This is a genomic window from Flavobacterium humidisoli, from assembly GCF_023272795.1.
Classification (GTDB): domain Bacteria; phylum Bacteroidota; class Bacteroidia; order Flavobacteriales; family Flavobacteriaceae; genus Flavobacterium; species Flavobacterium humidisoli.
The window spans coordinates 258764-274451 of record NZ_CP096829.1; the positions used below are offsets into that span (position 1 = coordinate 258764).

Here is a 15688-nt window from a genome sequence, read left to right on the forward strand (position 1 = left end):
TCTGATACAAAACTAATACAGAACTAAACTGCAAGTATTACCGGATAAGCCAAAAAAACAATAAAAAAAGCCAATAGTTCGAAAACTATTGGCTTTAAAATTTCTTAAGATTTAATTCTTACATTCTCTCTGGAACTTCGATTCCTAATAATTGGAACGCAGATTTTATTACCTCAGCTACTTTTTGAGAAAGCTGAACTCTAAATATTTTCTTAGTTAAATCAACCTCTCCTAAAATATGAACTGATTGGTAAAAAGAGTTATATTCTTTTACTAAATCGTACGTATAATTGGCAATTAATGCGGGACTATGATTTTGAGCAGCGTTCTGAATTACTTCTGGGAAAAGTTCGATTTGTTTTACCAACTCTTTTTCTTTTTCATGAAGTTCTTCAATTTCAATTTTGTTAGAAAAATCAAAATCGGCTTTACGGATTATAGACTGAATTCTTGCGTATGTATATTGAATAAACGGACCAGTATTTCCAGCAAAATCAACAGATTCTTCTGGATTGAATAAGATACGTTTTTTAGGATCTATTTTTAAAATGTAATATTTCAAAGCTCCTAAACCAATTGTTTTGTACAATTTCGCTTTTTCTTCGTCAGAATAGCTGTCTAATTTTCCTAAATCTTCTGAGATTTGTTTTGCTGTATCAGTCATATCCTGCATCAAATCATCTGCATCTACAACAGTTCCTTCACGGCTTTTCATTTTTCCAGAAGGTAAATCAACCATTCCGTATGATAAGTGATATAAGTTTGAAGCCCAGTCAAACCCTAATTTCTTCAAGATTAAGAATAATACCTTAAAGTGATGATCTTGCTCGTTTCCAACTGTATAAATCATTCCACCAACATCTGGCATATCTTTTACGCGCTGAATTGCTGTTCCGATATCTTGTGTCATATAAACTGCTGTTCCGTCAGAACGCAATACAATTTTACGATCTAAACCTTCATCAGTCAAATCAATCCAAACAGAACCGTCTGGATCTTTTTCAAAAACGCCTTTATCTAAACCTACCTGAACAACATCTTTACCTAAAAGATAAGTGTTACTTTCGTAATAATATCTATCAAAATTAACTCCAAGATTAGTATAAGTTGTTGCAAAACCTTCATAAACCCATTCGTTCATTTTTTTCCAAAGAGAAATCACTTTTTCGTCGCCAGCTTCCCATTTTTTAAGCATGTCTTGTGCTTCAATGATAATTGGCGCTTGCTTTTTGGCTTCTTCTTCAGTTTTTCCAGCTTCTATTAAACCGTTAATTTCATTTTTGTAAGCTTTATCAAACTCTACGTAGTATTTACCAACTAATTTATCCCCTTTTAAACCAGAAATTTCAGGAGTTTCTCCGTTTCCGAATTTCTCCCAAGCCAACATCGATTTACAGATATGAATTCCTCTATCGTTGATAATTTGTGTTTTGTATACTTTTTTACCAGAAGCTTTAAGAATTTCTGCAACCGAATATCCTAACAAATTGTTACGAACGTGTCCTAAGTGCAAAGGTTTATTGGTATTTGGAGACGAATATTCTACCATTACCGCTTTATCATCTGGGTTTGGAGCTATAAAACCAAATTGATTTTGATCTTTTATTCCGTTAAAGAAATTTACATAATAACTGTCTGAAATAACAATATTCAAGAAACCAGAAACTACATTAAAACGGGCAACTTCAGAAACATTCTCAACTAGATAATTTCCAATTTTATTTCCTAATTCAACTGGATTGCTTTTAGTCAATTTCAATAGCGGAAAAATGACCATTGTAATATCTCCTTCAAACTCTTTTCTAGTAGTTTGAAACTCGATTTTATCAACAGTAACATCAAATAATGCTTGTATTGCTTTTTGTATAGAAGGTGTAAGAATTTGTGATAATGACATGTAAACTTATTTTTAAAGTGAGCAAAGATACTGCTTATTCATCAATTAGAGAAAATCAAAAACATATTAAATTCAGAAAAAGAGTTTCAATTTGACAAAAAAGCACATTTTTTATTTGTTAAAATTATCAAAAAATCAAAACCGTAATCTCTTACAAAACAGGCAATGAGAAAAAAAATATGCTTTTTTATTTAATTTCTTGTAACATATCAACCGTAAAAGAGTCTTAATAGAGACTTTAATTTTTTCAAAGTCACAAAAAAAAAGAAAAACTAACAAAACGAAATCATCATCAATCAAATCAAAAATAATCAGTAAAAAAATCATGAAATTAAAATTCTTTCTGTTTGCGTTATTCGGTATAATCGCAACAGCACAGGCCCAGAATACTGGAAGTATTACTGGAAAAATTACAGAAAAGTCGAACAATGCGCCAATTTCTTATGCAACTGTTTCGCTTAAAGAAAATGGAAAAGTGGTTTCTGGAGTAAATACAGATGATAACGGAGACTTTTCATTTAAAAACATTGGTCTAAAAAGTTACACAATCGAGATTCAATATATTGGATTTAGAAAATACATCGGTTCTGTTCTTTTGAGCGAAAACAAAAAAAATGCCACTTTAAATGTTTCGCTTGAAGAAGAAGCTACACAGCTTAAAGGTGTTAACATTGTTAGCGAGCGTTCAACTATCGAACAAAAAATTGATAGAAAAGTGGTTACTGTTGGTAAAGATTTAACTACGGCTGGAGCTTCTGCATCAGATATTATGAACAATATTCCTTCTGTAAATGTAGATCAAGACGGAAAACTTTCGCTTCGCGGAAATGACAATGTTCGTGTATTAATTGACGGGCGTCCAACAAATATTGACCCTGCCCAATTATTAAAACAAATTCCATCGACTTCTATCAAGAAAATTGAATTGATTACTAACCCAAGTGCAAAATACAATCCAGAAGGAATGTCTGGAATCATTAATATCATCTTGCATAAAAATGCGAATACTGGTTTTAACGGAAGTTATAGCGGTGGTATTACATTTGGTAAAACGGCAAAATACAACCAATCTTTAGATTTAAATTACAAAACTGGGAAAGTAAATTTCTTTGGAAATGTGGGACAAAACTTTGGAACTTACCAAAACACAGGATTCATACAAAGATTTGATCAAGATATAGTTCAAAATATTTCTGTTTTGAATGATAATGATTCCTACTTATACAAAATTGGAATGGATTATTTAATTGATGATCACAACACTTTGTCTATCTACACAAATCAAAACAAATCTAACGGAAAAGGCTTTGTAGATACTGATATTGATTACAATAATGTAACTGGTTCTGATATTTCTAATATCTTTCAAAAATCAAGCTATTGGGGACCTGATAGAGTTGGAACATACAATTTGGCATACAAACACATCTTCAAAAAAGAAGGCCATACTTTAGATTTTGAAGCAAATTACAGTGATAATAAAGAAACTCAAAATGCTTCTTTCGACACTAAAACAACCAAAATTGACAATACTGCTTCTGGTATTGTTTATAATGATTTTCTTCAAGGAACCAGAAAATTAAGCACTGTGAACGTAGATTATGTTAATCCGTTAAACGAAAAAACAACCCTTGAAGCTGGAGCTGAAGCAAGGATCACGAGAACTGATAACGATTATATTACTGGAAATCCTTTGTTACCTGTAGCAAGCCAAACCTCTCATTATACTTATGATACAGATATTTATTCTGCTTATGTAACATTTGGACAGAAATACAAAAAGTTTAGCTATCAATTGGGTGCACGTTTTGAAAGTTATAAAGTACAGGCAAATTTAAATTACGGTCAGACTAAATTTGATGATGATTATATTACATTGTATCCATCTGCCTATTTAACGTATAATTTGAATGAGAAAAACACTTTACAGTTAAGCTACAGCAGACGTGTAGACCGTCCGAGTTTAGAACAGACAAAACCTATTCGTGAATTTGCAACTCCATTGGTAACTTCATTAGGAAACCCAGAATTAAGACCTCAGTTTACCAACTCAGTAGAAGTAAATTATACTAAAACTCTTGAAAAAGGAAGCTTTACAACTGGAGTTTTTGTTAGAAGTATTAATGACCAAATCAGCAGAATTTTATATCCTGATCCAGCAGATCCGAGCATGGAAAAACAAATCATGAGTTTTACCAACTACGATCATAATACAGCTTACGGATTTGAAGTTTCTTTCAATTATAAAATCACAAAATGGTGGGATATCCAACCATCGATTGATTTCTCAAGTATTAATCAGCAAGGTATCGTATTCCAATATGATCCTGCAACAAACACAAGTAATCCAATCGACAGAAAAATCACAGTTGCTGCTTTCAACGGACGTATGAACTCTAATTTTAAAGTAAACAAACGTTTAAGTTTCTTAGCTTTTGGATTCTATAGAGGCGCTACAGACGGGCTTCAAAATAACAGCCACGAAATGTATAAAATGGATATCGGTACACGTTACACCTTATTGGACAACAAAATGAATTTGAGCGTTCGTTTCAATGACGTTTTCAATACCATGAAATATGCTTTTGACACCATGTATCCTTATCCTCAAGCAGGTCAGTTTAAATGGGAAAGCCAAACGGTTTACTTTGGTTTGACTTACAACTTTGGAGGCGGAAAAATCAAAAATTTACAACGTAAACAAAGAGACGACAATACTAACAAAGGCGGGGGCGGCATGTTCTAATCTTGTCTGAGAAAATTTTTTAAACAGTTTTTTAAATAATTTCTTGTAGAAAAAAAGTCTGGAGATTGCCACCTCCAGACTTTTTTTTGTTTTATTCTATACTATAAAAAGTTACACAATTCCTTTATTTCTTCTGGATTTGCAGTTTCAGAATTATCTGTGATTGCTGAAGAATGATAAAAAGTAAGGTCTAATTTTTCTTGTAACAATTTGATATTTGAAGATCTTAAACCTCCTCCTGGCATAATTTCAATTCTGTCTCCCGCTAGTTCTTGAAGCCTTTCTAAAGCGAAAATCCCTTCCTCTACATTTACACCTTGACCTGAAGTTAAAATGGTTTTGAAGCCACAGTCGATTACATCTTCGAGCGATTTTTCAGGATTTTTAACTACGTCAAAAGCGCGGTGAAAAGTACAAGATAAGGGATGCGCCAAATGCACTAATTCCTTATTCTGCTTTTTATTTACTTTTCCGTTTTCTTTTAAAATCCCGAAAACGAAACCGTCTACACCTAGTTTTTTATATTGCTTGATATCTTGTTTCATTTCGGTAAGCTCTTCGTCAGAATAAACAAAATCACCACCTCGAGGCCTTATAATAACGTGCATTTTTATATTTATACTTTCGCGAACTTTTACTACCAAAATAGAGTTTGGAGTAGTTCCTCCCAATTTCATATTTTCACATAGCTCAATTCTATCTGCGCCATTTGCTTGAGCAATTAATGCCGATTCATAATTAAAACAAGCTATTTCTAGTTGATTTTTTTTCATTTTGATTTCAATAGTTTTTCTCCAAATGAAACCAGATAAGTTTTAAAACCTGTCTGGTTTGAGTACGCAATTTATAAAAAAACCTGCTCCCAATAAGAAACAGGTTTTAAAAAAATATAATGTAAGATGATTATTTTACCATTTAATAATAGCACTTGCCCAAGTAAATCCACTTCCGAAGGCTGCTAAAACTACAGTATCTCCAGATTTGATTTTCCCTTGTTCCCAAGCTTCTGTCAGAGCAATCGGAATAGATGCTGCTGTTGTGTTTCCGTATTTCTGAATATTGTTGTGAACTTGGTCGTCTGTTAATTTGAATTTATTTTGAATGAATTGCGAAATTCTCAAATTTGCTTGATGCGGAATCAACATATCAATATCTGAAACTTGAAGACCATTTGCCTCCAATCCTTCATTGATTACTTCAGCAAAACGAACTACAGCATTTTTAAATACAAATTGTCCGTTCATATATGGATAATAACTTTCATCATTCGGATCATTATCTGCAATAATATCTGTTACCCAACGCGCTCCCATTCCTGGTGCCTGCAAAGCTAATTCTTCTGCATGCTCTCCTTCAGAGTGTAAATGTGTAGATAAAATTCCTTTGCTTAAATCTTCTTCACGGCTTAAAACTGCAGCTCCTGCTCCATCTCCAAAAATTACAGAAACTCCACGTCCGCGAGTTGTCATGTCTAATCCTGTAGAGTGAACCTCAGAACCAATAACCAAAATATTTTTATACATTCCTGTTTTAATATATTGATCTGCAACAGAAATTGCATAAACAAAACCAGAACATTGATTTCTAACATCTAATGCTCCAACTGTTCTTAAACCTAAATCTCTTTGAACCAGAACTCCAGGCCCTGGAAAATAATAATCTGGACTTAATGTAGCAAAAACTACAAAGTCAATATCTTCTTTGGCAACACCAGAACGCTCGATTGCAATTTTAGCTGCTTTTACTCCCATTGAAGTAGTAGTGTCTTCTCCACGGATAATGTGTCTTCTTTCCTGAATTCCGGTTCTTTCCTGAATCCATTCATCATTGGTATCCATTATCTTAGACAAATCATCGTTAGTCACCACATTAGAAGGAACATAATATCCTAAACCAGCTATTTTTGAATGATACATATATCTATTATTATTTATTAAAAAATTGGATTGCAAATTTACGCATACTTTAAAATATACGTACACAAAATACTATTTTTTTCGTTATTAGCAATTTAATATATTCTAATTATACGCTAACTTATCATCATTTACTTCTTGAAAAGGCAATTTTCGGACGCAAACATTGAAAAAAATTAAAAATCAGGCTCAAGATGTAACAAGACAAAACTATCTTAGACAAACATTTGAATACCGATTTACAAACCCATAAAATTCAAACTATGAAATTAAAGGTTACACTGTTTTTATTTTTAAATATAAGCTTTTTCTCTTTTGCGCAAGAGAACCTAACTTATCAAAAACCTTCAAAATCTATTTTAGATTTGGCAGATTATCAAAGAGCTCCTTCCGTATCAATGGATACCAAAAAAGAAAACATGCTCTTAATGTATCGCAATACTTATAAAACACTCGACGATTTAAACCAAGACGAAGTTCGTTTAGCTGGTTTGAGAATTAATCCGGTTACTAATATTTCAAGTACTGTAACATACTTAATCAATCTAAAACTAAGAAAAATAAACGGAAGGGAAGAAATTCAGGTTAAAGGACTCCCTGATAATCCGAAAATATCAAACATTCTTTGGTCACCAAACGACAAAAAAATCCTATTCTCACACACTACAAATTCTGGTGTAGAACTTTGGGTTTTAGATGTTGCAAGTGCACAAGCAACAAAACTTACAGAGGCCAGAGTAAATGCAAATCTTGGAAATCCGTTTAATTGGTTTTTAGACAGTGAAACCATCTTAGTAAAAATGCTTCCTAAAAACAGACCGCCACTTTTAGATTCTAAAAAAGATCTGCCTACTGGGCCGATTATTTCAAATACTTCAGGAGAAAAATCTCAAAACAGGACATATCCCGATATGCTAAAAAACAAAAACGACGAAGCTAATTTTGAAAACTGCATAACTTCTGAATTGTATAAAGTAAAACTAAATGGAGATGCTGTTTTATACAAAGACGCCGCTATGTTTGCCGGAGAAAGAATCTCTCCAGATGGTCAGTACATTATGCTGACAACAATTCAAAAACCTTTTTCTTATGTAGTTCCGTTAAACAGATTTCCATCCAAAACGGTTGTTTACGATTTAAGCGGAAGAGAGATTAAAACGGTAAACGAGGTTCCTTTAAATGAAATTATGCCAAAAGGCTTTATGGCTGTTCGAAAAGGAAAAAGAGAAATGGCTTGGAGAAACGACAAATCGGCAACTTTATCTTATGTGGTAGCGTTAGACGAAGGAGATCCTGCAAATCAAGTTGATTTTAGAGATGAAATTTTCCTTTGGGATGCGCCTTTTGACAAAGAAGCTTCTTCATTAGCAAAAACTCCTCAGCGTTTTAGTGACATTATATGGGGCAATGACAATTTAGCGATTGTTTCAGAAGAATGGTATGACACCAGAAGCACCAAAACATTTTTGATTAATCCATCAAACCCAAATCAGCAGCCAAAATTAATTACAGATAGAAATTCGCAAGATGTTTATTCTGATCCCGGAGTTTTTGAAACAAAAAAAAATGCTTACAATAAATATGTTTTAGCAATCGAAAAAAACAACCTTTATAGAATTGGCGAAGGTTATACTAAAAACGGACAATTTCCTTTTGTAGACGAATTCAATCTAGAAACTTTAAAATCAAAACGCATTTACACTTCTCCGTACAAAGATAAAAAAGAAGATATTTTAGAAATTGAAGATTTGAAGTCTGGGAAAATTTTAGTTCAGATTCAGTCAAAAACAGAATACCCAAATTACTATTTCAGAAATATTAAAAAACAAAATAGTCTAACACAAGTTACAGATTTCAAAAATCCGTTTGAAAGCATTAAAAATGTTAGCAAAGAAGTTATTAAATATAAACGCAAAGACGGATTGGAGCTTTCGGGAACTTTATATCTTCCTGTCGGTTATGATAAAAGTAAAAAAGAAAAATTGCCACTATTGATCTGGGCATATCCAGCAGAATATAAAGATAGGAATAGTGCTTCTCAATCGACTCAAAACTCAAACGAATTCACTTTTCCTTATTATGGTTCATTTGTATATTGGGTAACAAAAGGGTATGTCGTTTTAGATGACGCTGCTTTTCCAATTATTGGCGAAGGAACTACCGAACCAAACGACAATTTTATTTCGCAATTAGTAGATAATGCAGCCGCAGCAATTGATGCAGTAGATGCTTTAGGCTATATTAACCGTAAAAAAGTAGCTGTTGGAGGACATTCTTACGGAGCTTTTATGACTGCCAACTTATTAACCCATTCGGACCTTTTTGCCTGCGGAATTGCAAGAAGCGGTGCATACAATAGAACATTAACTCCATTCGGATTTCAATCTGAACAAAGAAATTACTGGGAAGCACCAGAAGTTTACAACGCAATGTCTCCATTTATGAATGCTGAAAAAATGAAAACGCCAATTTTGTTAGTTCATGGAGAAGCAGACAATAATCCAGGAACTTTTACTTTGCAGACAGAACGTTATTTTCAAGCATTAAAAGGATTAGGAGCGCCGGCAAGAATGGTTATTCTGCCAAAAGAATCTCACGGTTATGTAGCAAAAGAAAACATTTTGCACCTGCTTTGGGAACAAGATCAGTTTTTAGAAAAATATTTAAAGAATTAATATTCATCTATTTATAAAAAGGAACCCGATAGAATTAACTATCGGTTTCTTTTTATAAATAATTTAAAGCCAGAAAAACTTCTTGTTCAAGTGGCAAATCTATTTCGCTTTCAAAGAAAATCAACTGTCTTTTATAAACTGTTTCAATCAAATAATGGCTTCCTCTAAAATAAGTTCTTCTAATCTTTACCATCAACTTTGATTCCGAAACCATTTTAAATTGATGCGGATAAACCAATGTTTTATGCGTTTCGTCTGCGTAAGACAATAATAAATGAGTCGGAATTTCATTTACTTCTCCAAACAAAGATGCCACATATTTAACCTGTGGATCTTCATATATTTTTGAAGGATCGTCTTTTACCAAAACTTCTCCGTTTCTCATCACGATTGCCTGATCGGCAAAAGACAAAGCATCTGTACTATCATGTGTTGCAATAATACACGTAATTCCCTTTTGTTTTAGATAACGAAATAAATTACGACGTAAAGCATTTTTTCTAAAAGCATCTATCTGACTAAATGGCTCGTCTAACAAAATTACTTCTGGTTCTAAGGCCAAAACTCTAACCAGCGCCACTCTTTGCTGTTGTCCACCACTTAGAAATTTAGTCTTAACATTTGCAAACTGATCCATTTCTACCATCTCTAACAATTCCTGAACACGAAGCTTTTTCATGTTTGCAAAACCGTTCGAGAGAAACTTACCTACGTTTTCTGCAACCGTTTCATATGGAGACAAATCAAAATCCTGTGCCAGATATTTCATATAAGGCATCCCTGGAATGAGATTGAACTTTGGCCCCAAGATTGGTTTGTCACCATAAAAAATCTTCCCCTCATCGAGATCGTATAATCCGTATATAAGCTTGAGTAGCGTACTTTTTCCGCAGCCACTCTCGCCAATAATCGCAATATTCTGGCCTTTTTCAATAGAAAAAGAGATGTTTTTTATAACGGGGTTTTCGGTGTACGAAAAAGATATATTTTGAATGTCAAGCATGAGTTGTAATATGAGTCGTCAAATTTACAATGTTTAATTTCTAAAGTCAAAAAAAAGCTGCTTCAATTATTTGAAACAGCTTTTTTGATAATTTATTTTATTAGAAACTATTTTCCAGCTTCTGCTTTAGCGTCATTTACCATTTTGTCGTTTGCTGTAATTGAAAATTCAACACGACGGTTTTGAGCTCTTCCTTCTGGAGTATCATTTGTTGCAATTGGATCTGCAATTCCTAAACCTGAAGTTTTGAAACGGCTTGATTTTAATCCTTTTGAAACTAAATAAGCTTGCACAGAAGCAGCTCTTTGTCCAGAAAGTGTCAAGTTATATTCTGGTTTTCCAGTATTATCTGTGTAACCAAAAATTTGAATATCTGTATCTCCATAATCATTAAATACAGGAACTAACTTATCTAAATTAGCTTTTGCTTGAGCTGTCAAAGTAGATTTATTAGTATCAAAACGAACAGCATTTTCGTTTAATGTTAAGTGGATACCTTCACCAACTCTTTCAACAGAAGCACCTGGTAAAGCTTGATCAATTTCACGAGCTTGCTTATCCATTTTATTTCCGATCAAAGCTCCAGTTCCCCCACCTACAGCAGCTCCAATTGCAGCTCCTAAAGCAGCGTTTCCGCCTCGTCCGATATTATTTCCTAAAATACCACCAATAACACCACCTGCAACTACACCAATTCCGGCTCCTTTTTGTGTATTATTTGCGTTTTTTACTGAATCACAGCTTGTAAAAAAACTAGCTATAACCATTAAACTACTTAAACCTAAAACCGTTATCTTTCTCATTTTCTATATCTTTAAAATATTAATTAGCTCTTTGAAATTGGTAAACCACATCTTTAACCTGACCTCCAACATTGATATTATCAATTAACTGAAAAGAACTTTCAGTTACACCTGCAACTTTAAGCAAATAACCATCTCTTACTTTCTTCGCTTTTTCGCCTGCATTAAGAATTTTCAATACAAACAAACCTTGATTGTTGATACTCCATACAATTGGCGAAGAAAATCCAGTACAACTTGGCGAAGTCAAAGCCATTGTTCCTTTATTATTATTCGAAATAAAGCTCCAAGTACTTCTAATAAAACATTTTGAATCTGCGAGATCAAATGAATTTACTTTGATATAATCAGAACCTGGGTAAGAAACATTGGTAAGTACCCAATTCCCTTTTAACGCTACTTGAGTCGATTTGTCAAGTTTTGTTGAAAGCGTAGTAGCTTCAGAAGATGAAGCTGTTGACGAAGCTGATTTACACGCAAAAAACATAGCGGCAATCAAGCATATAAAAATACTTTTCTTCATTTTGTACAATTTTTTTTAGATTAATACTTGCCTTTTTAACAATTATTGTACCACAAATATACGATTCATAAAGATAATTTTCGTTTTAGAATCTATTTATTTTCTTTCAAAATTAACATTTCCGACATTTTGTCACCCTAAAAACAATTGGTATTCTATTTGAATAAGTGAAAATCATCACATTAAAATAAAAATCAAAAAATATGGCAACAGGTAAAATTAATGTTTCAGTAGAAAACATTTTTCCTTTAATTAAAAAGTTCTTATACAGCGACCATGAAATCTTCTTACGCGAGCTTGTTTCTAACGGTACCGATGCTACTTTAAAATTAAAACATCTTATCAGCATTGGTGAAGCGAAAGTAGAATATGGCAATCCGATCATTGAAGTTAAAGTGGACAAAGAAGGTAAAAAAATCCACATTATCGATCAAGGTTTAGGTATGACAGCTGATGAAGTTGAAAAATACATCAATCAAGTTGCTTTTTCAGGCGCTGAAGAATTCTTAGACAAATACAAAGATTCTGCTAAAGATTCTGGAATTATCGGACATTTTGGTCTTGGTTTCTACTCTGCTTTTATGGTAGCTGAAAAAGTTGAAATCATTACAAAATCGTATAAAGATGAGCCAGCAGCACATTGGACATGTGACGGAAGTCCTGAATTTACTTTAGAACCAGCTGACAAAACTTCACGCGGAACAGAAATCATTCTTCATATCGCTGAAGATTCTTTAGAATTCTTAGACGATTCTAAAATCAGTGGTTTATTAAATAAGTATAACAAGTTCATGCCTATTCCGATTAAATTCGGAACAAGAACTGAAACGCTTCCTAAACCAGAAGACGCTCCAGAAGATTACGTTAATGAAACAGTTGAAACTGATAATATCATTAACAACCCAAATCCAGCTTGGACAAAACAGCCTACTGAATTATCTGACGAAGATTACAAAAACTTCTACAGAGAGTTGTATCCAATGCAATTTGAAGAGCCTTTATTCCACATTCATTTAAATGTTGATTATCCATTTAACTTAACTGGTATTTTGTATTTCCCGAAATTGGGTAACGATATGCAAATCCAGAAAGACAAAATTCAGCTGTACCAAAACCAAGTTTACGTTACTGACAACGTAGAAGGAATTGTTCCTGAATTCTTGACAATGTTAAAAGGTGTTATCGATTCTCCAGATATTCCATTAAACGTTTCTCGTTCTGGCTTACAAGCAGATGGAGCTGTTAAGAAAATCTCAAACTACATTACTCGTAAAGTAGCCGATAAATTAAAAGCTTTATTTAATGAAAACCGTGCTGATTTTGAAGCAAAATGGAACGACATTAAAATCGTTCTAGAATACGGAATGCTTTCTGAAGAGAAATTCTACGAAAAAGCAGGTGCATTTGTTTTGTACCCAACTGTAGATGATACATACTTTACTTTAGAGGAATTAAAAGAAAAATTAAAAGAAAACCAAACCGATAAAGACGGCAAATTAGTTGTTCTTTACGCTGGAAACAAAGATGCTCAGCACTCTTACATTGAGGCAGCAAAAGATAAAGGCTACGAAGTATTGCTTTTAGATTCTCCGATTATTTCGCATTTAATCCAAAAAATTGAAAACGATAATAGCGGATTAACTTTTGTACGTGTTGACTCTGATCACATTGACAACTTAATTAAAAAAGAAGAAAACACTATTTCTAAACTTTCTGATGACGAAAAAGCTGCTTTAAAAACTTCTTTAGAAGCTTACATTCCAAAAGCATATAGTGTACAATTGGAAGCTATGGATTCTCAAGCAGCTCCATTCATTATTACGCAGCCAGAATTTATGCGCAGAATGAAAGAAATGAGCCAGACAGGCGGTGGCGGAATGTTCGGAATGGGTAATATGCCAGAAATGTACAATTTGGTGGTAAACACTAATTCTGATTTGGCTTCAAACATCTTGAATACAGAAGACAAAACGCACCAAGAGCATTTAGTTAAGCAAGCTTTAGATTTAGCTAAATTATCTCAAAACCTATTAAAAGGCGAAGCGCTTACTGCTTTCGTAAAAAGAAGTTTCGAAATGATCAAATAAGCATTTAGATACTATCTTATAAAAGCTGCCCAGTTTGGGCGGCTTTTTTTATTTCTCATCTCTTCGACCATAATTTTTTCTTCAAAAATTCGTTATAAAGCTCTATAGATTACCACTAAATGATCTTTATTGCAATTCATTTTTTTTATTACATTTGACTGCCTTATTTATCTAACCCAAAACAAAAAGACCCTATGAAAAAAACTGCTATCTTACTAACAACCATTTGTGCCACAGCACTTTTATACGTTTCTTGTTCAAGTGACAATAACGACCCAGCCGTCTCAACAGATTTGACCAGCGTTGGAGCATCAGTTGCCATTGATGCTTCAAACGAAATGGACCTCAACACCAGTCTTTTAATTTCAACAAGCACCTCAACTACAGGAAAAGCTGCTGAAACACCAGCCGGAATTTGCGCAACAGTTACTATTAGCACACCAAACGGAACAGAATATCCTAAAGTCTTTTTAGCTGATTTTGGAACAGCAGGATGCAAAGACGCAAATAATCTTACACGAAAAGGAAAACTAGAAGTAACTCTTTCAGGGCCAATTACAGAAACTGGAAGCAAAATGACAATTAAAAGAATTGACTACTCTATAAAAGACATCAAACTTGAAGGAATTATTGAATACACAAATACTACAACTGTACCTACCACACCGCAATGGACCAGAAAAGTGACTAATGGAAAATTAACAGACTTACAAGGAGGGGTTTATACCAATTCAGGAATTTACACTACTAAACAAACCGCAGGCGTAGATACTCCTTTTGTTTTATCTGATAATGTATATGAAATTACAGATGGCACACATACCGTAATAGCATCAAATGGGGCAACACTTACTTTAACAGTAAAAGAACCACTAATTAAAAAATATTCATGTTTATTTATCTCCAAAGGACAATTAAAAGTACAAGGAGGTATTTTAAACGGAGTCATAGATTACGGAAACAATGACTGCGATTCCAATTACACTTATACGCACGAAAATGGCACTTCGTTTATTTTGTCGATGTAAAGCCTTTTCCTGCACTACTTTAAAATCCCAATTTAGAAATAAATTGGGATTTATTTTTTTTATAAAAATAAAACATCAGCTCTATTTACATTTAAACTATTTTCTTTATTTTGCACCAAAATCTCAAAAACTAATGAAAAAAACACTAATTGCTTTTGTTACTCTTGCAGTATTAGCATCTTGCAGCAAAAAAGAATCAGCTGCTGATAACCTACACATCACAGGAAACATTAAAGGTTTAAAAACCGGAACTTTATATATCCAAAGAATTGTCGACACTTCTCTTGTTGCTATTGACAGCATCAAAATTGATGGAAACTCAGCTTTTGAAAGAGATATTAAATTAGAATCTCCAGAAATGCTTTATTTGTATTTAGATCGAGGGGTAACAAACTCATTAGACAATAACATTTTATTCTTTGCCGAGCCAGGAAATATAAATATCGATACTAATTTAGACAACTTCATCGCTGGTGCAAAAATTACTGGTTCAAAAAATCAGGAATTATATGAAGAATACCAAAAAATAAACACGCGTTTTAGAGACGATAATTTATCTATGGTTGAAGCAAAATTTAAAGCTTTAAAAAGACAAGACCAAAAAGCAATTGACAGCATTGACGCAAAACAACAGTCCAACATTAAAAGAAAATATTTGTACGCTACAAACTTTGCCATAAACAATAAAGACCACGAAGTAGCACCTTATATTGCTTTAGCAGAGATTTACGATATCAATTTGAAGTTTCTTGATACCATTCAAAAATCAATGACGCCAAAAGTAGCACAATCGCTTTATGGAAAGAAATTAACCAAGTATGTCGCTGAAGTCAAAAAAGCAGAACAAAATGCTCCAGCAGCCGCAACAACTCCAGCTCCAGCTGAATAAAACATAAAAACAACAATGAAAACGTCCTGAATTATCAGGACGTTTTTTTATGCTTAAATTCAACAATAATAACAATTGCAAACCTACTTCACCACCCTAACGTTTTTTAACTGTTAGAATG

11 protein-coding genes are annotated in these 15688 nt (G+C 33.2%); 5 read left to right on the forward strand and 6 right to left on the reverse strand.

Annotated elements, in window-relative coordinates; all coding sequences use genetic code 11:
- Window positions 1-118: 118 nt before the first annotated feature.
- Complete coding sequence (gene argS / locus M0M44_RS01270; RefSeq protein WP_248728172.1) at window positions 119-1897, reverse strand: arginine--tRNA ligase; 1779 nt, start codon at window positions 1895-1897, stop codon at window positions 119-121.
- A 325-nt stretch (window positions 1898-2222) separates the two neighbouring features.
- Between argS and M0M44_RS01275 the strand changes: the two genes are divergently transcribed.
- Entirely contained in the window at window positions 2223-4643 is a 2421-nt protein-coding gene (locus M0M44_RS01275) for a TonB-dependent receptor (RefSeq protein ID WP_248728173.1), read from the forward strand.
- Between the two features lie 101 nt (window positions 4644-4744).
- Here M0M44_RS01275 and M0M44_RS01280 read toward each other — a convergent pair whose 3' ends face one another.
- Window positions 4745-5416 carry a copper homeostasis protein CutC gene (locus tag M0M44_RS01280; RefSeq protein ID WP_248728174.1) on the reverse strand — a complete coding sequence of 224 codons (672 nt, stop codon included), beginning with the start codon at window positions 5414-5416 and terminating at the stop codon, window positions 4745-4747.
- Window positions 5417-5551: 135 nt separating this feature from the next.
- Entirely contained in the window at window positions 5552-6559 is a 1008-nt protein-coding gene (locus M0M44_RS01285; RefSeq protein ID WP_248728175.1) for a 3-oxoacyl-ACP synthase III family protein, read from the reverse strand.
- 263 nt (window positions 6560-6822) lie between these two features.
- On the opposite strand from M0M44_RS01285, the gene M0M44_RS01290 reads away from it, so the two are divergent.
- On the forward strand, window positions 6823-9234 hold the full coding sequence (locus M0M44_RS01290; RefSeq protein WP_248728176.1) for a S9 family peptidase: 2412 nt from the start codon (window positions 6823-6825) through the stop codon (window positions 9232-9234).
- Between the two features lie 52 nt (window positions 9235-9286).
- On the opposite strand, the gene M0M44_RS01295 is transcribed toward M0M44_RS01290, so the two are convergent.
- The 3 genes from M0M44_RS01295 to M0M44_RS01305 all read right to left on the reverse strand — a co-directional run bounded on the left by M0M44_RS01295 (window position 9287) and on the right by M0M44_RS01305 (window position 11563).
- Window positions 9287-10237, reverse strand: a complete 951-nt coding sequence (locus M0M44_RS01295; protein ID WP_248728177.1) for an ABC transporter ATP-binding protein — start codon at window positions 10235-10237, stop codon at window positions 9287-9289.
- Window positions 10238-10344: 107 nt separating this feature from the next.
- On the reverse strand, window positions 10345-11040 hold the full coding sequence (locus tag M0M44_RS01300; protein WP_095929388.1) for a YiaD family glycine zipper/OmpA-like lipoprotein: 696 nt from the start codon (window positions 11038-11040) through the stop codon (window positions 10345-10347).
- A 19-nt stretch (window positions 11041-11059) separates the two neighbouring features.
- Window positions 11060-11563, reverse strand: a complete 504-nt coding sequence (locus M0M44_RS01305; RefSeq protein ID WP_248728178.1) for a lipocalin family protein — start codon at window positions 11561-11563, stop codon at window positions 11060-11062.
- A gap of 203 nt (window positions 11564-11766) precedes the next feature.
- Between M0M44_RS01305 and htpG the strand changes: the two genes are divergently transcribed.
- From htpG to M0M44_RS01320, 3 genes are all read left to right on the forward strand, one after another.
- Entirely contained in the window at window positions 11767-13650 is a 1884-nt protein-coding gene (gene htpG / locus M0M44_RS01310; protein ID WP_248728179.1) for a molecular chaperone HtpG, read from the forward strand.
- A gap of 194 nt (window positions 13651-13844) precedes the next feature.
- Window positions 13845-14678, forward strand: coding sequence for a hypothetical protein (locus M0M44_RS01315; protein WP_248728180.1), 834 nt, complete (start codon window positions 13845-13847; stop codon window positions 14676-14678).
- A gap of 133 nt (window positions 14679-14811) precedes the next feature.
- Window positions 14812-15567: a DUF4369 domain-containing protein gene (locus tag M0M44_RS01320; RefSeq protein ID WP_248728181.1), complete on the forward strand. Its 756-nt coding sequence runs from the start codon at window positions 14812-14814 to the stop codon at window positions 15565-15567.
- Window positions 15568-15688 lie beyond the last annotated feature (121 nt).